This is a genomic window from Rhizobium esperanzae (assembly GCF_014197615.1).
GTDB classification, from domain to species: Bacteria; Pseudomonadota; Alphaproteobacteria; order Rhizobiales; family Rhizobiaceae; genus Rhizobium; species Rhizobium esperanzae_A.
Genome location: NZ_JACIFY010000004.1, coordinates 187,003 through 204,307 on the forward strand (window position 1 = coordinate 187,003; position 17,305 = coordinate 204,307).

At 62.7% G+C, this 17,305-nt stretch carries 17 protein-coding genes; 5 read left to right on the forward strand and 12 right to left on the reverse strand.

The genetic code is table 11. From position 1 onward, the window contains the following. Positions 1 to 69: 69 nt before the first annotated feature. The 10 genes from cheT to GGD57_RS07500 form a co-directional block, all read right to left on the reverse strand. A complete protein-coding gene (gene cheT, locus GGD57_RS07455; RefSeq protein WP_003584234.1) occupies positions 70 to 459 on the reverse strand; it encodes a chemotaxis protein CheT in 390 nt (129 codons plus the stop codon). 16 nt (positions 460 to 475) lie between these two features. After that, positions 476 to 1,030, reverse strand: coding sequence for a chemoreceptor glutamine deamidase CheD (gene cheD, locus GGD57_RS07460; RefSeq protein WP_085736156.1), 555 nt, complete (start codon positions 1,028 to 1,030; stop codon positions 476 to 478). Beyond that, positions 1,027 to 1,416, reverse strand: coding sequence for a response regulator (locus tag GGD57_RS07465; protein WP_003556488.1), 390 nt, complete (start codon positions 1,414 to 1,416; stop codon positions 1,027 to 1,029). Before GGD57_RS07465 ends, cheD begins: the two co-directional genes overlap by 4 nt. Then, a complete protein-coding gene (gene cheB / locus GGD57_RS07470) occupies positions 1,417 to 2,463 on the reverse strand; it encodes a protein-glutamate O-methylesterase CheB (RefSeq protein WP_184468346.1) in 1,047 nt (348 codons plus the stop codon). Continuing rightward, positions 2,460 to 3,368 (reverse strand): protein-glutamate O-methyltransferase CheR, encoded by a 909-nt coding sequence (gene cheR, locus GGD57_RS07475; protein ID WP_184468348.1) that lies wholly within the window; start codon positions 3,366 to 3,368, stop codon positions 2,460 to 2,462. The genes cheB and cheR overlap by 4 nt, the downstream gene beginning before the upstream one ends. Next, a complete protein-coding gene (locus GGD57_RS07480; RefSeq protein ID WP_184468350.1) occupies positions 3,365 to 3,832 on the reverse strand; it encodes a chemotaxis protein CheW in 468 nt (155 codons plus the stop codon). The genes cheR and GGD57_RS07480 overlap by 4 nt, the downstream gene beginning before the upstream one ends. Before the next feature lie 4 nt (positions 3,833 to 3,836). Next, positions 3,837 to 6,125, reverse strand: a complete 2,289-nt coding sequence (locus GGD57_RS07485) for a chemotaxis protein CheA (RefSeq protein ID WP_184468353.1) — start codon at positions 6,123 to 6,125, stop codon at positions 3,837 to 3,839. A 17-nt stretch (positions 6,126 to 6,142) separates the two neighbouring features. Then, positions 6,143 to 6,508 (reverse strand): chemotaxis response regulator CheY1, encoded by a 366-nt coding sequence (cheY1, locus tag GGD57_RS07490; RefSeq protein WP_003570362.1) that lies wholly within the window; start codon positions 6,506 to 6,508, stop codon positions 6,143 to 6,145. Next, positions 6,505 to 6,801: an STAS domain-containing protein gene (locus tag GGD57_RS07495; RefSeq protein WP_184468355.1), complete on the reverse strand. Its 297-nt coding sequence runs from the start codon at positions 6,799 to 6,801 to the stop codon at positions 6,505 to 6,507. The genes cheY1 and GGD57_RS07495 overlap by 4 nt, the downstream gene beginning before the upstream one ends. A 63-nt stretch (positions 6,802 to 6,864) precedes the next feature. Beyond that, positions 6,865 to 8,499 (reverse strand): globin-coupled sensor protein, encoded by a 1,635-nt coding sequence (locus GGD57_RS07500; RefSeq protein ID WP_184468357.1) that lies wholly within the window; start codon positions 8,497 to 8,499, stop codon positions 6,865 to 6,867. Between the two features lie 724 nt (positions 8,500 to 9,223). Between GGD57_RS07500 and GGD57_RS07505 the strand changes: the two genes are divergently transcribed. After that, positions 9,224 to 10,645 (forward strand): ArnT family glycosyltransferase, encoded by a 1,422-nt coding sequence (locus GGD57_RS07505; protein WP_184468358.1) that lies wholly within the window; start codon positions 9,224 to 9,226, stop codon positions 10,643 to 10,645. Positions 10,646 to 10,657: 12 nt separating this feature from the next. Here the strand turns inward: GGD57_RS07505 and GGD57_RS07510 are convergent, their stop codons facing one another. Then, positions 10,658 to 10,909, reverse strand: coding sequence for a helix-turn-helix transcriptional regulator (locus GGD57_RS07510; protein WP_184468360.1), 252 nt, complete (start codon positions 10,907 to 10,909; stop codon positions 10,658 to 10,660). A 79-nt stretch (positions 10,910 to 10,988) separates the two neighbouring features. Between GGD57_RS07510 and ybaL the strand changes: the two genes are divergently transcribed. The 4 genes from ybaL to GGD57_RS07530 all read left to right on the forward strand — a co-directional run bounded on the left by ybaL (position 10,989) and on the right by GGD57_RS07530 (position 16,760). Beyond that, the gene (gene ybaL / locus GGD57_RS07515) at positions 10,989 to 12,806 is read left to right on the forward strand and encodes a YbaL family putative K(+) efflux transporter (protein WP_184468362.1); all 1,818 of its coding nucleotides are present in this window, start codon (positions 10,989 to 10,991) and stop codon (positions 12,804 to 12,806) included. Between the two features lie 54 nt (positions 12,807 to 12,860). Then, a complete protein-coding gene (locus tag GGD57_RS07520) occupies positions 12,861 to 13,238 on the forward strand; it encodes a hypothetical protein (RefSeq protein WP_184468364.1) in 378 nt (125 codons plus the stop codon). Between the two features lie 84 nt (positions 13,239 to 13,322). Beyond that, entirely contained in the window at positions 13,323 to 15,872 is a 2,550-nt protein-coding gene (secD, locus tag GGD57_RS07525) for a protein translocase subunit SecD (RefSeq protein ID WP_184468366.1), read from the forward strand. 171 nt (positions 15,873 to 16,043) lie between these two features. After that, a complete protein-coding gene (locus GGD57_RS07530; protein WP_184468368.1) occupies positions 16,044 to 16,760 on the forward strand; it encodes a sensor histidine kinase in 717 nt (238 codons plus the stop codon). 82 nt (positions 16,761 to 16,842) lie between these two features. Here GGD57_RS07530 and GGD57_RS07535 read toward each other — a convergent pair whose 3' ends face one another. After that, positions 16,843 to 17,280, reverse strand: a complete 438-nt coding sequence (locus GGD57_RS07535) for a response regulator (protein ID WP_184468370.1) — start codon at positions 17,278 to 17,280, stop codon at positions 16,843 to 16,845. Positions 17,281 to 17,305 lie beyond the last annotated feature (25 nt).

The window sequence follows — 17,305 nt, forward strand, 5'->3', positions numbered from 1 at the left end:
GGAGCGAAAGGCTCCCTGTTTCATGCAGTCGTTATCCCGGAACCGCGGCACACGTCGCGGCGGCATGCATCAGAAGAAATCGAAGTCGCCGGCCGCCTTGCTCAGCGGCTGGGAATGGCCGTGGCGGGTGGCCCCACCCAGCGCCTTCTGCATCTCCGCCAGCTTGACGAGGCTCAGCGCGGTCGCGACGTCAACTGCCCAGCCGTGCGGGATTTCGCCGGTGATGGTGTCGATGAACTCGGCAAGGCCGCGGGATTTCTGCACGGCCAGATCGATGCCCTGCATGACCTTCATGGCATCAGGCGAATTGAGGATTTCGGCGCCGCCGAGGTCGAGAAGCTGCGGCTCGATGCGCTCGATGAGGTAGGCAACATCGTGAAGTTCGGAAACGATGCGCATCAGGATGTCGCTCAGCGCTTCGACGGGCGCAGGCGGCTCCATGACCGGGTTAAATGTCATATAAAAATCCTCACCATCAAAAGAATTCGATACTGGTTTCGACGGGCTTCGACGGAGCGGCGGGGCGCTGCTCGAGTGCGACGGTTCTCTGCGTTTCGGCACCGGTCAGGGGGTATTGCCGGGCACGACCGGAGACCGGCCAATATTCAAGCTTGCGTCCATGCTCTCCGCCGGTGGAGGAACCGACCACCGGAATGCCTTCATCCCTCAGGAACTGCATGGCGAAGGCCGCGTTCTGCTCACCGACATTGGAGAATGTCGAGATCGTCTTCGCACCGCCGAAGATCTTTGCCTCCAGCCGGTCGCGCCGGGCGCCCTGCTTCAGAAGACCATTGATCAGCAGTTCCATCAAGTGCACGCCATAACGCGTGGCATCGCCGCCAGAGGTCGGCGACGTCGCCGAACCGGGCAGCAGAAAGTGGTTCATTCCGCCAATGCCGGCGACGGGGTCCCGGAGGCACGCAGCCACGCAGGAGCCGAGAATGGTCGAGAGGACCGCATTCGGATCGCTCAGAACCTTGTACTCGCCCTGAATGATGTGCACGCGACGGGCGGCCCCCTCATTGATCATTTCAAGGCTCCAAACACGGCTTCGATAGCCGCTTTCATCTTTTCGATCGTGAACGGCTTGGCGAGCACGTTGTTGGCGCCGAGCTGGGCTGCCTTCTGCACCAGCGCGCGGTCGCCCTGGGCAGTCAGGATGATGAAGGCCGCCTTCTTGGTGTTCGGGTTGGTGCGCACGGCCTGAAGAAAGCCGATGCCATCCATCTTCGGCATGTTGAAGTCCGAGATCACCAGGTGGTGCGGCTGTTCGGCCATGATCTTCATGCCCTGCTCGCCGTCGCCTGCGGACGTGATCTGCTTGAAACCGAGCTGGGTCAGCGCATCGCTGAGCAGCAACCGGCTCGTTACCTGATCATCGACGATCAGAACTTTGATTTTCTCCGCGATCGACATTTATTCGGTCCCTTCCTTTCGGGCGGCTGTCATTTTCAATATTTCTTCCCCGATGGCAGACAGGGGCAACTGCTGCTCAACGGCGCCAAGTTCGTGGGCAACCCTTGGCATTCCGTAAACGACACAGGTTTTTTCGTTCTGGCCGAGTGTTCTGGCGCCCGCGTGGCGCATTTTCAACAATCCGGCGGCGCCGTCGCGGCCCATTCCGGTCAAAATCACGCCGACGGCGTTACGGCCCGCCAGTTCCGCGACCGAATCGAACAGCACGTCGACCGATGGCCGGTGGCCGTTGACCGGTGCGCGGTCAACGAGACGGCAGCAGGGCGCCGAGGCGCCGCTGACCTGGAGATGACGCTCGCCGCCGGGCGCCAGATAGATCTTGCCGATTTCCAGGCGGGCACCATCGGTCGCTTCCTGCACCACCGGCGCACAGAGGCGGTTCAACCGTTCGGCGAAGCTCTTGGTAAAGGTCGGCGGCATATGCTGGGTGATAACCGTCGGCGGGCAATTGGCCGGAAACTTCTGCAGCACGGCGATCAGCGCCTCGACGCCGCCCGTCGACGAGCCGATCGCGACGATCTTGCGGCCGACACGGAAATCGGCGACGGAGGGCGGAGGTGCCGCGGCGGCCGTCACCGGCTGGGAGAACTGGCGCTGCGTGCGCGCGGCGGCCTTGACCTTCTCGGCGAGGTCGCCGAAGGGGCGCAGATCGCCCGGCCCCGGTTTGCCGACGCAGTCGAAGGCGCCGATCTCCAGCGCCGCAAGCGTCGCCTCGGCGCCGCGATGGGTCATGGTGGAGACCATGATGACCGGCATCGGACGCAGCGTCATGATCTTTTCGAGGAAATCGAGGCCGTTCATGTTCGGCATCTCGATGTCGAGGGTCACGACGTCGGGGTTCAACCGCTTGATCGCCTCGCGCGCTTCCAACGCGTCGCCGGCCTGGCCGATGACATTGACCTCCGGGTCGGAGCTCAAGACGGCCGTGATCAGCCCTCGCATGGTCGGCGAGTCGTCAACAACGAGAACTCTTGCCGGAGCGCTCATGCCTTCCTCCCGAGACCTTTGGTCGTGTAGCGATAGGTCGTAATGCCGATATTGTCGAAGACGTGTTTCGCCTCGCCCGACACGCGCTCGGAGTGGCCGATATAGAGATGGCCGCCCTCCGGCAGCAGGCCGGCGAAACGCTGCCAGATCTTCATCTGCGTCGGTTCGTCGAAATAGATGACGACGTTGCGACAGAAGATGACGTCGAACTTGCCCTTGAACGGCCACTGCGCCATCAGGTTCAGCTCGTTGTAGGTGATCAGCCGCTTGACGCGGTCGTCGACCTGGAACTTCCTGCGGCCCTGCACTTCGACTTCACTGAACCACTGCTTGCGCATGGCCGGCGAAACGGTTTCGAGCGCGTTCTCGTCATAGGCGCCTGCCCGGGCGATCGCCAGGATCTTCGGGTCGATGTCGGTCGCCAGGATCTTGAAGTCGTAATCGGCGACGTTCGGCATCAGCGACAGCACGGTGAGCGCGATCGAATAGGGCTCCTGCCCGTCGGAGGAAGCCGCCGACCAGATGCGCACCCGGCCGCCCGATCGCGCCCGCTGCAGCAGCTCCGGCAGGACATGGTCGCGCAGATGCTCGAAATGATGGTTCTCGCGGAAAAAGCGGGTAAAATTGGTCGTCAGATGCGACAGCATTTCGCGGCGCGGCGCAGCACCGGCCGGCGAAGCGACGAGGTCGCAATATTCGCGGAAGCCGGAGAGGCCGAGATTGCGGATATGTTTCGACAGGCGCGAATAGACGAGCGAGGCCTTCGTCTCGTTGAGGAAGATGCCGGCATCCGAATAGATCATCGCGGCGATCTCCGTGAGGTCGCGGCGCGTCAGCGGATATTCTCCGCTCGCCAGGACCTCGTCGGCTCCCTGCCTCTGATCTTTTGCGCCCATTGCACTCATGCGGCTTCGCTTTCGGTCTCGGGAAAGAGGGATTCTAGTTCGATCAGGCAGATCATGCGTTTGTCGATGGCAAGGATGCCGCGGGCAAATTGACGCTCGAGCTCGGAGGAGATCTCGGGCGTCGGCTGGATGGTCTCGTCGGTGACCGTCAGGATATCGGAGACGGCATCGACCAGGAGACCGACGACCTTGCGCCGGACCTGGGCGACGATGATGACATGGCGGGCCGTCGGATCGGCCGGCTTCATGCCGAGCCGGGCCGAAAGATCGATGATCGGCAGCACCGCGCCGCGCAGGTTGATGACACCGAGCATATAGGCAGGCGAGTGCGGCATCGCGGTCGCCGGGGTCCAGCCCCGGATCTCGCGAACCGACATGATGTTCACGCAAAATTCCTGATTCCCGATGCGGAACGCGATCAGCTCGCGATCCCCCTCGTTCAGATTTTTTACGGCGTACGACATGCCCTTATCCTACCGCTGCTAACGACATTTCCGCTTTGAGCGACTGGCCGCGCGAGGCGCCGACAACAGCGTCGACATCGAGGATGAGAGCGACGCGCCCGTCACCGAGAATGGTGGCGGCGGCAATACCCGGCACATGGGTGTAGTTCGCTTCCAGGCTCTTGATGACCACCTGGCGCTGACCCTGGATGGCATCGACCATCAGGGCGCGCTGGCCGCCGCCTTCGGATTCCACCAGGAGCGCCACGCCTTCGACCGGGTTGGCCTGGGTCGCGCGGAAGTTCAGGATGCGGCCGACATCGACCAGCGGGCAGAAGGAATTGCGGATCGAGATCAGCCGGTGGTTGGCACCGAAGGAATGGATCGAGGCCGCTTCCGGCTGCAGGGTTTCGACGATCGCCGTCAGCGGCACGACCAGAGTCTGGCCGGCGACGGTGACCACCATGCCGTCGAGGACGGCAAGCGTCAGCGGCAGGCTCATGGTGAAGACCGAGCCGTGGCCGGGCTTGGAGGTGATGTTGATGCGGCCGCCGAGCGCCTGGATCGAACGCTTGACGACGTCCATGCCGACGCCGCGGCCTGAAATGTCGGAGATCTTGTCGGCCGTGGAGAAGCCCGGCAGGAAGATCAGGTTGTCGATTTCCTCGTCCGACAGGTTGGAATCGGCCGGGATGAGGTCATTGTCGATCGCCTTCTGGCGGACCTTTTCGCGGTTGATGCCGGCGCCGTCGTCGGCAAGCTCGATCAGGATGCGTCCCGAACGGTGCTTGGCGGTCAGACGGACCGTGCCTTCAGTGTTCTTGCCTGCGGCGGCGCGCTTTTCGGGCGTTTCGATGCCGTGGTCGACGGCATTGCGGATCATGTGGGTCAGCGGCTCGGCCAGCTTGTCGATGACCGTCTTGTCGACTTCGGTATTTTCACCTTCGGTGATGAGACGGATCGATTTGCCGGTCATGTCGGCGATTTCGCGGACGATACGCGACATGCGCTGGAACACCGGCTTCACCGGCTGCGCGCGGATCGCCATGACCGAGTCCTGGATCTCGCGGGTGAGCTGCTGCAGCTCTTCCAGGCCCATGTTGATCGAGGATGTGCCGGTCGTGTCGTTCTCGATGACGCTCTGCGACAGCATCGCCTGGTTGATGACGAGTTCGCCGACGAGGTTGATGAGGCGGTCGACGCGGTCGAGATCGACGCGGATCGTCTGGCCGGCGCCGGCGGCATTGTTCTGGGCGGCAGCACTTGCAGCAGCCGCTGCGGCGGCGGCCGATTCCTTCTTCTCGACGCGGGCGGCAGCGGCAGCCATCTGCGTGACGTTGGAGGCAGTCTCTGCAGCGGCAACGGCGGCGGCGGTATCGGCGGCAGCGCCGGAAACCTCTTCGGCTGCGCCGGATTCATCCAGGATCGACAGATCGAAGGGAACCGGCACCATCGGCAGTTCCTCGTTGCTGGCCGCGTCGCCCCTTGCGTCCTCGACCGGCTTCACCGTCAGTTCGCAATCCCACTCGGCGAATTCGAAGACGGTGCGAATGGCGTCCTCACCCTTGTCCGTCTTGAGCGTGACGTTCCAGAAAAGATAGGCGCCTTCCGGATCGAGTTCGTCGAGGCCGGGCAGAGCATCCGTATTGCAATAGATAGTCATTTCGCCGAGGCGCGAGAGGTCGCGCAGCAGCAGCGTGGCGTCGTTGCCCTTGGAATAAAGTTCGTAGCGCGGCTTGAAGGTGATTTCATAGGCCGGCAGCTCGTCGCCCTCGCCGCCAAAATCGTCGAAGGAGAAGGGGATCGGCTGGAAGCCGCTGTCGTCGGTCGGCTTGACGGCCGGTGCCGGAGCGGCCGCAACGGCCTTGGCCGCGGGCTTTGCGGCGGCCTTCGGCGCCGGTGCGTCGGCAACTGCCGAGGGAGACGGCAATTCGCCATTGGCCAGTGCCTCGAGCTCCTTGACGAGGCCGCGGCTGCGGCTTTCATCGACGCTGCCGCCGTCGCGCGCAGCATTCGTCAGGTCGGCGAGCACGTCGGCCGACTTCAGCATTACCTTCAGGACGTCCTGGTTCGGCTCGAGTTTGTTGGATCGAACGCAATCGAGAGTGGTCTCGAAAACATGGGCGAAGGCAACCAGATCATCAAGGCCGAAGGCGCCGGCGCCACCCTTGATCGAATGCACGGCACGGAACACCGCATTGACGGTTTCCGGATCGCGATCGCCATCATTCATTTTCAGAAGACCGGATTCCAGCTCGGCGAGCTGTTCCTCGCACTCCTGGAAAAAGATCTCTTTGATTTCGTTCATATCCATAGGAGAAAATCCTGGGTTTAAGCGGTTACACGCTCAATGGCATCGATCAGCTTGGCCGGGTCGAAAGGCTTGACGATCCAGCCCGTGGCGCCAGCCTGGCGGGCGCGGTTCTTCTTTTCCGCGTCGCTTTCGGTGGTCAGGACCAGGATCGGGATCGCCCGATATTTCTCGTTGCGGCGGACACCTTCGATGAAGCCGAAACCGTCGAGGCGCGGCATGTTGATGTCGGTGACGATAACGTCGGGATTGGACTCTTCGAGAACCTCGAGGCCCTCGACGCCGTCTTCCGCCTGAATCGTCTCGAAGCCGGCATTGTTCAGCGTCACGAGAAGCATGTTTCGGATGGTGCGGGAATCATCCACGGTAAGAACTTTTTTCTTCATTGCCGAATCTCCTTGGCAAGCAGGTGATCAATATTGACGCCCACCAGCTGCATGGTTTTCTGAAATGCGTCGGACACCTTGGAAAAGGTGAATGGCTGCTTGTCCTGCTCCCAGGTCTTCTCGGCGGACATCAGAACCTGGGCACAAAGGGCACCGATCCGTTCGACGCTGGAAGCGTCGATCGACAGACCGCTGCCCCTGAGGGAGAGGAGTTTATCGCGCAAGGCGGAAGCCTCGTTGAGGTCGAGCACCGCTGTCAGATCCAGCGTCTTGCCACTCTTCTTTGCTGCCATCAGCTTTTCCTTGTCCCCTTGTCCCCGGCTCGAGAAGACGAGCTGGGGTAATCATCCGATAGGTTAGTAAACATTCCGCCCACCTCCGACGCTTGCGAAGGGCTGCGGAAGGCTAAAATCATCATTTTCATATTCGTTCTCGGCCGGTGCCGGACGGGCGGCGGCCTCGATGGCGCGCGGCGGTGTCACGCGCGCCGGGCCCAAGCGCCCGGCATGGGCATTTTCCCGGGCGATGCGAAATTCGCGAATCGTCTGGCCGAGCTCGACAATGACGGTGTGCAGGTGATCGGCGCCTTCGGCGGAGCGTTCCGCAAAGCCGGCGCTGCCGGCCACCTCGCCGCCCAGGCTCTTGACGTCAGAAGTGACGCTGTCGAGGCTTTCGGCATGTTCGCCGGTTCGGGTGGCGATGCCTGATATGGCAGCGTTGATGTCGGTGACCTGGCGCACGATGCTGCCGATCGAATCCTGCGTGCGGCCAACCATCTGCACGCCGGCATCGACCTGCGCCTTGGTCACCGTCACCAGCGTCTTGATCTCGCGGGCGGCTTCGGCCGAGCGCTGGGCCAGCGCGCGGACTTCCTGAGCGACGACGGCAAAACCGCGGCCGGAATCACCGGCGCGGGCGGCCTCGATGCCGGCGTTCAGCGCCAGGAGATTGGTCTGGAAGGCGATCTCGTCGATCGCACCGATGATCTGGCCGATTTTTTCGGCCGACTGCTCGATATCGGCCATGGCGCTGATGGCGCGGCCGACGACCTCGCCGCTTTCCTCGACCGCGGCGCGCGTCGAGGCGGCCGCCTGTTCGGCAGCGCGGCTTTCGGCAGCACCGTCGCGCACACTGCCGGCGATGCCGGCAAGGGCAGCGGCGGAAAGCTGCAGCCGGTCGGCATGGCCGGACGCCGTACCGGCGAACTGCCGCGACAGGCCGGCCAGCGAACCGGTCGCCGCTTCGGCCTTGAGCGTGCGCTCGGAAATGGCTGTGAATTCGGCCTGGAGACCATCCAGCGCGCCGTTCAGCGCGGCGGCGATCCCGGCATAGGCGCCCTCGCCTTCGACGGGGGCACGCCGCGTCAGGTCGCGGGCGGACAGGCCTTCGATGACATCGCCGAAGATCCTGGCGATCTCGGCCTCGTTGTCGGCGCGCTGACTGGCGAGCGCACGCTGCTCTCCGGCACGCTGCGCGTTGAAGCGGAGCGAGACGGCAATTTCCACATCGACCATGACGATGCGGATGATCGCCGTCATCAGATCGGAGATTTCGCGGGCGCGGCGCTTGGCAGACGGCAGCAGCGGACGGCCGGCAATTTCCTCGGCGAGACCGGAAACGACATGCTCCAGCATCACGCCATGGCCGGCCACGTGCCAGCGCGGGTCGAGGCCGATCTTGCTCTCGGTATCGGAGAGAACCTTGACGCGCTCGGCATAGAGGCTGTCGAACCGCGCATCGGTCAGCACGTCCCAATGCGAGGACTGCAGATCATGCAGGCGCTCGACCTGGCGCTCGCTCTCGAAATTGCGCGACGCGTCGGGGAACGACTGGAACCGGTGGAAGAGATCCCTGAGACCCGCCTTCAGATGGGCTTCGAGGGCCGGCCGGTTGCGGCGCACCAGGTCGCACTGCTCGGCATCGAGACCGGCAAAGCGCAGACGGTCGCGCAAGCTGCCTGCCTGCGCTCCACGAGCCTGATCTGATGGCATGTCCTGCCTCAACACCTGTCCCCAACCCGCTTTCCAGGCAGATGCCCGGCTAAAAACTTTCGCAGCATCCGATAAACGCCAAGCGTGGAGACGGTTCTTGCCACCGGCGACAACCGGCGGGTCGAGCCCCCTGATCAGCTATGTTTCGGAGCTGTCTGAAGAGATGGATACCGGATCAACCCGGTACGGCGGGACGGCGTCATGCCTGGTGGGAACGAGTGCATCTTCCCATTCCGACGTGTAAACCAATGTTTATGGTTAATTCCTTGCTTGAAGGTTAATAAGCCTTTTCGCAATGCCGGCTTTTGAAGCAATTCAAGGCCGTTGGCAATAAATACTGCTGCGGAGTTGCACGGCTGCTACAAGGCACACGCAAGCTCTGTGTTATAGGCCGGTCGATAACCAAGACATGACGTCGACAAGGACTGAGCAATGATTGTTCTCGGATTGGGTTCCTGCTTGATTGCAATGACGCTGCTTGCCGCCGTCGCCTGCCTCGATTTTCTCACCGCAAGCCGCGATATCCGCGGGCTTCGGGTATTCTAACGCGCGTCGCGATCTTTCAGATTCGCCTTTGCGCTTCAGCTCCTTATTTTTACGCATCTCGTTGCCGCAAAGCCGCTGCACAGTTTGTCGCGACAGGCTTTGGAGCTTTCCCGTTGGCAGTCCGGCGCCTTTGGTGTAATCGCACTCGCGCCTTTCATGTCAGCGGAACAGTCGGTTCATGTCCCCCAGATCAGGTCTCCTCATCGTTCTCGGCTTCACGCTCTGGCGCGTCGTTACGCTGCATTTCGATGCGACCGATCTGTTCGTCGACGAGGCGCAGTACTGGTTCTGGTCGCAGAATCTCGATTTCGGCTATTATTCCAAGCCGCCGATGATCGCCTGGGTGATCCGGGCAATGACCGAGCTTTCCGGTTCCGACGCCATCTACTGGATCAGGCTCGCCGGACCGTTGATCCACATGGCGGCGGCGCTGGTGCTGATGAAGGTGGCAAAGCGTTTCGTCGGGCCGGAGATCGAAGGCTGGACGGGCGCTACCTACATTACGCTGCCGGGCGTCGCGCTGTCTTCGGTGTTCTTCTCGACCGACGTGATCCTGCTGTTCTTCATCGCGATCGCCCTGCTTGCCTATTTCGGCCTGACGCAGCGGCGCTCGGCGGGGCTGGCGCTGGTCATGGGCCTTGGCGTCGGCCTCGCCTTCCTGACGAAATATGCCGTACTGTTCGTCGTGCCGGGCGGCGCGCTTGCCCTCCTCCTCATTCCCTCGGCGCGCATCGCCATTCGGGATTTCATCATCGCGGTCGCGGTCGCCGCGGTCGTCGCCTTGCCGAATCTCTGGTGGAACCTGCAGCACGACAATACGACGGTGCGCCACACACAGGACATCGCCCATTGGAGCGAGCTCGGCATCAATCTCCGTCGCGGGCTTGAATTCTTCTCCGCCCAATTCGGCGTCGTCGGGCCGATCGTCTTCTTCGCGATGCTCTGGGCGGTCTATCGCATGATCAAGGGCAGGAGCGACGACCGGGAAAAGCTGCTGGTCTGGCTGTCGATGCCGGTGGTGCTGCTGATCACGTTGCAGGCAACGGTCGCCAAGGCCTATGCCAACTGGGCCGTGACCGCCTATGTCGCCGGGACGATCCTGGCCGTCTGGCTGCTCCATCGGTTCTGGCCGAAAGGGCTCAGGCTGTCGCTCACCATCAACGGCATCGCCAGCCTGCTGTTTCCGCTGGCGACAATCTTTCCGCAACAATTGCTTCTGCCGAACGGCGACGAGGTGATGAAGCGCTATCTCGGCCGTGCCGAGGTCAGCCGCCAGGCCGCGGCCGTGGCCGGCCAGGCCGGCACCGACATCATCGTCACCAACGATCGCGATATGGTCGCCGATCTTTTCTATACGCTGCGCGGCACATCCTACAGGATCTATGCCCGCCCGCCGGCGGGCCTTCCCGAGAGTTATTACGAGCAGGAATTCGCCCTGCCGGCCGACATTACCGGCAAGGTGCTTTACCTGACGCTCGGGTCCTTCAGCTGCGCCACCGAGACGCCCGAGGTGCTGAAGAACTGGCAGCCGACCGAAGGCTATTACAAGGGCAAGGCGCTCTCCCTCTACAAGGTCTCCGCCGCCTGCCTGGCGCCCTGAGCGGATTCCAATCTAAGGAGCCATGCAGAGGCCGGTGCCCGCCCCTTCGATCTCCACGAATTTGACGCCGCCTTCCTCGAAGGCGAGGCGCAGCTGCGCCTCGGTGGCGCGGTGGATGTCGTGGTGACGACCCTCATAATCGCGGATGGTGCTGCGCGAGACGGCTGCCCTTTCGGCAAGATCGGTCTGGGTCCAGTCGAGCAATCCGCGTGCCGCCCGGCAGAGAGCCGGGGTGAGAATTGTTTCCCTTGCGCCTTGACCCATGATTTCAATTTACCCATATTGGTCGATATAGATCATATATGTCACATTACGAACGGGATTTCCAGATCGGGAGACGGCGATGCCACACGATACGCCCTTGATTTCGACAATCGTCGGCGGCCTCGTGCTGGCATTCATCTTCGGCGCCTTTGCCCATCGGCTGCGCATGCCGCCGCTGGTGGGCTATCTGATCGCCGGCGTGCTGGTCGGGCCGCACACGCCGGGTTATGTGGCGGACCAAAGCCTGGCGCCGGAGCTTGCCGAAATCGGCGTCATCCTGCTGATGTTCGGGGTCGGGCTGCATTTCTCGCTGAAAGACCTGCTCTCGGTGCGCGGCATCGCGGTGCCGGGCGCCATCGCGCAGATCGCCTTTGCCACCCTGCTCGGCTGGGGGCTCGGCGCCTTCATGGGCTGGCCGACCGGCGGCAGCCTGGTCTTCGGCCTGGCGCTTTCCGTCGCTTCCACCGTGGTGCTGTTGAAAGCCCTGCAGGAGCGGCGCCTGGTCGAGACGGAGCGCGGCAGGATCGCCGTCGGCTGGCTGATCGTCGAAGATCTCGCCATGGTGCTGGCGCTGGTGCTGATCCCGGCCGCGGCCAGCATCGGCGGTGAGGGTCACGCTCCTGTCGAGCCGCTCTCGGCCGGGCTGAACCGCCTGTTCGGGCTCGATCTCGGCATCGGCGGCATGATCGCCATGACGCTGGTGAAGGTGGCGCTGTTTGTGGCGCTGATGCTGGTCTTCGGCCGCAAGCTCATTCCATGGACGATGCACCGCATTGCCCATACCGGGTCGCGCGAGCTGTTCCGGCTCGGCGTGCTGGCAATCGCGCTCGGCGTCGCTTTCGGCGCCGCAAAGCTCTTCGGCGTGTCACTGGCGCTCGGCGCCTTCTTTGCCGGCATGGTGCTGGCCGAAAGCGAGCTCAGCCATCGCGCCGCCCAGGAAAGCCTGCCGCTGCGCGATGCCTTCGCCGTGCTCTTCTTCGTCTCGGTCGGCATGCTGTTCGATCCGAACATCCTGATCGACAAGCCGCTGCCGATCCTCGCCACCATCTTCATCATCGTCATCGGCAAGTCCGTCGCCGCGCTGCTGATCGTGCTCGCCTTCAAGAAGCCGCTCGGCACGGCGCTGACGATTTCCGCCAGTCTCGGCCAGATCGGCGAATTCTCCTTCATCCTCGCCGCCCTCGGCGTCGAACTCGGGCTGCTGCCGGAGGAAGGCCGCGATCTGATCCTTGCCGGCGCCATCATCTCGATCATCCTCAATCCGCTGCTGTTCTTCCTCTGCGACCGCATGCGGCCGTTTTTCGAAGGCGCAAAGCGTGAAGACATCGTGGCGGACCCTGCCGCCGCAGATGCGATAGCCGTGCCGGAGGAGACGCCGCCCGAAGACGACGAGGTGCATCCGACGGCGCTCAACGGCCACGCCATTCTCGTCGGCTACGGGCGGGTCGGCAGCATCGTCGGACAGAATCTCAAATCGTCAGCCACACCTTTTCTCGTCATCGAGGATTCCGACAAGCGCATCGGTGAGCTGAAGGTGCAGGGGGTCGAAACCCTGATGGGCAATGCGGTGATGCGGGAAACGCTCGACCTCGCCAATCTTGCCGGCGCCCGCAGCATTGCCATCGCCATTCCGAACGCCTTCGAGGCCTGCCGCATCGCCGAGCAGGCGCGCAGCGTCAATCCGTCGATCCTCATCGTCGCCCGCGCCCATTCCGACGCCGAAGTCGATGAATTGAAGCAATACGGCGCCGACACCGTCATCATGGGCGAGCGTGAAATTGCGCTTGGCATGGTTGACCGGCTCGCCCAAGTGCATCATGACAGTGTGCCCTATGAAGACGGGCATGGGCCTGATACAATTATCCCGGCGGATGACCCTCCGCCGCAAAGAGAATGAGAGATTGGCGCGCTTTTGAGCCGATACGGGAGTGACATCGCCGGGACGGAGAAGATGGAGCTGGACCAGCACCGTCTGACCAGCCGTGTCGCCGCTTCGCTCCTCGTTGCCATCCTCGCCTATCTCGGCCTGCTTTTCGGCGGCAATCTGATCATCTCACCGACTGCTGCCGTCAATACGCTGTCCTCTTCCGGCCGGGATCCGCAGCCGCCGCAGCTGACTGCGCGCGACGCCGTGCGCGGGCTGCTCGCCGCCGAGCGCAAGCTTGCGCCAAAGCAGGCAGCCCATGACAGCGGATCTCCCGCCCTTGCCGCCGCCCCGGCTTTCGATTTCGCCGGCTGGAACACATCAGCCGTCTTTCCGGCATCCGAAGTTCTGCTTCATGCCGCGGTCTCCAAGACCCATCAGCCGCGCGCACCGCCGGCTGCCTGACGTCTGCGCCGAGCGCGCTTCCGACATCTGACGACATGCCGCCAGCGCCCGAACGCCGGCCCCCGATTATCTAAGGAATACAACATGCGTACTTCACCATGGCTGGTGTTCACCTATACGGTGATCATCTTTTTCGGCCTATTGATCGCCCTGCCGAACGTCCTGCCGCAATCCGTCCTCCAGCGCGTGCCGGCATGGCTGCCGCATGCACAAGTGTCGCTCGGCCTCGACCTTCGCGGCGGCTCGCATCTCGTTCTGGAAGTCGACGAAGCGGATCTGACCAAGGAGCGGCTGCAATCGCTGCTGCAGGACGCACGCCGCGTGCTGCGCGAAAAGGGCATCCAGCCGAAGGCCGTCGTACGCAACCAGAACCAGATCGTCGTGACGCTCGCCGATGCCACCCAGAGCGATGCCGCCGTTACCGACCTCAAGACGCTCGCCAATCCGATCAGCACCGGCATCAGCGCCGGCAAGGCGGATCTTGATGTCACCGCCAACGGCGCCACGATCACCATCGGCTTCTCGCCGGCCGGCATCTCCGCCAATGTCGACAACGCGGTCCAGCAGAGCCTTGAAGTCATTCGCCAGCGCGTCGACCAGGTCGGCGTCTCCGAACCAACCATCCAGCGCATCGGCGCCAACCGCGTGCTCGTTCAGCTTCCGGGTACGCAGGACCCGTCGCGCCTGCGCCAGCTTCTGGGCTCCACGGCGAAGATGTCGTTCCACATGGTGGCGCCGAACAATCAGCCCGGCCCGGGCATCACCATGATGCAGGACGAAGAAGGCCGGTCCTATGCTGTTCTCGACCGCGTCGAAATCTCCGGCGACCGCCTTTCGGACGCCCGCGTCAGCTTCGATCCCAACACGCATGAGCCGGTCGTCAGCTTCCGCTTCGACAGCGCCGGCGCCACCCGCTTTGCCGATATCACCCGCCAGAATGTCGGCAATCCCTTCGCCATCGTCCTCGACGACAAGGTGTTGAGCGCGCCCAATATCCGCGAGCCGATCACCGGCGGTTCCGGCCAGATCTCCGGCAATTTCTCGGCCGACAGCGCAACGACGCTTGCCGCCATGCTGCGCGCCGGCGCCCTGCCCGCCAAGCTGACGGTCATCGAGGAACGCACCGTCGGCGCCGACCTCGGCGCCGATGCCATCAAGATGGGTATTTATTCCGGCCTCGTCGGCTTTGCGCTCGTCGCACTCTTCATCTTCGTTCTCTACGGCACCTGGGGCATCCTCGCGAATGTGGCGCTGCTGATCCACACGATCCTGACCTTCTCGGCGCTGACGCTGGTGGGTGCGACGCTGACCCTGCCAGGCATTGCCGGTGTCGTTCTCGGCATCGGCCTTGCGGTCGACGCCAACGTCCTCATCAACGAGCGTATTCGTGAAGAAACCCGCAAGGGCAAGAGCGCCTTTGCCGCCATCGATACCGGCTTCAACCGTGCCTATTCGACCATTATCGACGGCAACATGACGGCCCTGATCGCGGCCGCCATCCTGTTCTACTTCGGTTCCGGGCCGGTTCGCGGCTTCGCCGTGACCATGGCGCTCGGCCTGATCATCTCGATGTTCACCTCGGTCGCCTTCGTTCGCGTCGCGATGATCGAGATCACCCGCCGCCGCAAGTTCAAGGTGCTGAACATCCGGCCGCTGATCCCCTTCAGCCCTTACGACAAGCACATCCAGTTCATGAAGGCGCGCTTCTTCGGCGTCAGCGTTTCGGCGCTGCTGTCGATCGCCTCCATCTTGCTGTTCATCCATCCCGGCCTCAACTACGGCGTCGACTTCCGCGGCGGCATCCAGATGTCGGTCAAGACTCAAGGCGCGGCCGATCTTGCGAAGTTCCGCGAGGGTCTCGATAGTCTCGGCCTCGGCGAAATCACGCTGCAGACCTTCGGCGACAACAGCAGCATTCTTGTGCGCGCGCAGCGGCAGGAAGGCGGCGAAGAGGCGCAGACGGCTGCGGTGACCAAGCTGAAGGCCGAAGTCGCCAAGATCGACCCGAACGCCACCGTCGAAGGCACCGACGTCATCGGTCCGAAGGTCAGCGGCGAGCTTGCCTCGGCCGGCATCCTGTCGGTGGTGATCGCCAGCCTCGCGATGCTCATCTATATCTGGGTGCGGTTCGAATGGCCGTTTGCCGTCGGCGCCATCGTCACGCTGGTGCTCGACGTCACCAAGGCGATCGGCTTCTTCGCGATCACCGGCCTCGACTTCAACCTGACGGCCATCGCCGCCGTCCTGACGCTCGTCGGTTACTCGGTAAACGACAAGGTCGTGGTCTACGACCGCATGCGCGAAAACATGCGCCTCTACAAATCGATGCCGCTGCGCGAAATCATCGACAAGTCGATCAACGAAACCCTGGCCCGAAGCCTCTACACCAATGCGACGGCCTTCCTCGCCCTGGTGCCGATGGCGATCTGGGGCGGCAGCGCCGTCTCGAGCTTCGCCATCCCGATGGTCTTCGGCATTCTCGTCGCCGGCGCCTCTTCGATCTTTATCGCAGCCCCGATCCTGCTCTTCCTCGGCGACTGGCGCCGCCGCCACGCCAAGGCGGTATCGGGAGACGATACGGCCGTTGAAATCATCCCGCCGGAACAGGGGCGCTCCCGCAAGTCGGCAAGCTAAAAAATTTGCTGTTGACGCATGCTTGAAGAGGGCGCCGGTTGCAGAGCCGGCGCCCTCTTTCTATTGTCGGTGACTGCAAGGATAAAATCATGCAGCCTTTCAAAGGATTACAGCGTCCCTTGCGCGTCTGAAAAGAAACGCGGCGCTGCCACAGAGATCGGAAACCGTAAGATGTCATCCGACCCGACGAGACAATCGGAACCCAATATTGCCGGCGACAACGAGGAGCGCATCAAACGATTTCTCGCGACCGCCTCGCACGACCTGCAATCGCCGCTGCGCCATATCGCCATGTATGCCGAGCTGCTGCTCGACGACCTCGGGGAAACGCTGGACGGCGAACAGCTTCAGAGCCTCAGGATGATCATGGAGAAAGCGCAGACCGCGCAACGCCTCACCAAGGCATTGATGAGCCTTGCCGGCGGAGCCCCTCAGGTGACACCCGAAGAGGTGGATCTGCAGGCGCTGGCCGAAAATGTCTGGGGCGAGCTGACCGACGAAACCGAGATTGGCGAGGCGACGCTTGAAAGCGGGGGCCTGCCCTCCATCCGCACCGATCCTGCCCTGCTCGGCCTGGTGCTGAGGCATGTGCTGGCCAACGCGCTGACCTTTCGCAGCGAATCGCCGCTGCATGTGGCGATTGCGGCGGAGCGAAAGGGAACAGATTGGTTCATCCGGATTTCCGATAATGGGACGGGTATCGATCCCGCCTATCGCGAGCGGATATTCGAGCCGTTCTGGAAATTGCCGAAGGCGGGAACGGTCCAGGGCGCCGGCCTCGGATTGACGACGGCGCGGGAGTTCCTGACCGCGCTTGGCGGCGATATCGGCCTGGAGCATTCGGATGCAAGCGGCAGCCGCTTCATCATCCGCCTTCCGATTGCCTGAGGCTCAAGCCTTTCCCCCGGGGAAGGCTCTCCCCTTTGCCGTCGCGCAATTCCAGCAAAACCGCTGCAGTTTTGCTGGAGGTTTAGATGCTGTAATCGTCCTTCCAGAAATCCGGGACGTCATAGTTCACATATTCGCGGATGATGTGCTGCAGCGTCTGGGCATCGATTTCATCCTTGCCGATGCGGAAATCGACGCCGTAATCGGGGAATTCCTGGAAATAGCCGCCCGATATATCGGTCGAGACGACGCCGATCGGGCCGGTGTAACCGATGCCGCGCAGTTCCGGCACGGTTTCGCGGAAATCGACGTTCGGCAGAAGGCGGTTGTCGAGCAGGATGAGATCGAAACGCGCCAGGCGGATCTTTTCCAGCGCATCACCGATCGAGGGTGAATATTCAACCTCGACGGCCGGCTCGGAGAGATCGGCGATCTTCTTCTTGAGCGCACGGAATTCGATGAATTCGTCGTCGACAAAAAGAACCTTTACGGCGTTCCTTCGGCCCGCTTCGGTGATCATCGTCTTAATTCCCCAATCCCGAAAC

Bases quoted from the DNA above. Each gene is read 5' to 3' on its own strand.
- cheT (WP_003584234.1), bottom strand. From the start codon at position 459: ATGACATTTAACCCGGTCATGGAGCCGCCTGCGCCCGTCGAAGCGCTG.
- cheD (WP_085736156.1), bottom strand. From the start codon at position 1,030: ATGATCAATGAGGGGGCCGCCCGTCGCGTGCACATCATTCAGGGCGAG.
- GGD57_RS07465 (WP_003556488.1), bottom strand. From the start codon at position 1,416: ATGTCGATCGCGGAGAAAATCAAAGTTCTGATCGTCGATGATCAGGTA.
- cheB (WP_184468346.1), bottom strand. From the start codon at position 2,463: ATGAGCGCTCCGGCAAGAGTTCTCGTTGTTGACGACTCGCCGACCATG.
- cheR (WP_184468348.1), bottom strand. From the start codon at position 3,368: ATGAGTGCAATGGGCGCAAAAGATCAGAGGCAGGGAGCCGACGAGGTC.
- GGD57_RS07480 (WP_184468350.1), bottom strand. From the start codon at position 3,832: ATGTCGTACGCCGTAAAAAATCTGAACGAGGGGGATCGCGAGCTGATC.
- GGD57_RS07485 (WP_184468353.1), bottom strand. From the start codon at position 6,125: ATGGATATGAACGAAATCAAAGAGATCTTTTTCCAGGAGTGCGAGGAA.
- cheY1 (WP_003570362.1), bottom strand. From the start codon at position 6,508: ATGAAGAAAAAAGTTCTTACCGTGGATGATTCCCGCACCATCCGAAAC.
- GGD57_RS07495 (WP_184468355.1), bottom strand. From the start codon at position 6,801: ATGGCAGCAAAGAAGAGTGGCAAGACGCTGGATCTGACAGCGGTGCTC.
- GGD57_RS07500 (WP_184468357.1), bottom strand. From the start codon at position 8,499: ATGCCATCAGATCAGGCTCGTGGAGCGCAGGCAGGCAGCTTGCGCGAC.
- GGD57_RS07505 (WP_184468358.1), top strand. From the start codon at position 9,224: ATGTCCCCCAGATCAGGTCTCCTCATCGTTCTCGGCTTCACGCTCTGG.
- GGD57_RS07510 (WP_184468360.1), bottom strand. From the start codon at position 10,909: ATGGGTCAAGGCGCAAGGGAAACAATTCTCACCCCGGCTCTCTGCCGG.
- ybaL (WP_184468362.1), top strand. From the start codon at position 10,989: ATGCCACACGATACGCCCTTGATTTCGACAATCGTCGGCGGCCTCGTG.
- GGD57_RS07520 (WP_184468364.1), top strand. From the start codon at position 12,861: ATGGAGCTGGACCAGCACCGTCTGACCAGCCGTGTCGCCGCTTCGCTC.
- secD (WP_184468366.1), top strand. From the start codon at position 13,323: ATGCGTACTTCACCATGGCTGGTGTTCACCTATACGGTGATCATCTTT.
- GGD57_RS07530 (WP_184468368.1), top strand. From the start codon at position 16,044: ATGTCATCCGACCCGACGAGACAATCGGAACCCAATATTGCCGGCGAC.
- GGD57_RS07535 (WP_184468370.1), bottom strand. From the start codon at position 17,280: ATGATCACCGAAGCGGGCCGAAGGAACGCCGTAAAGGTTCTTTTTGTC.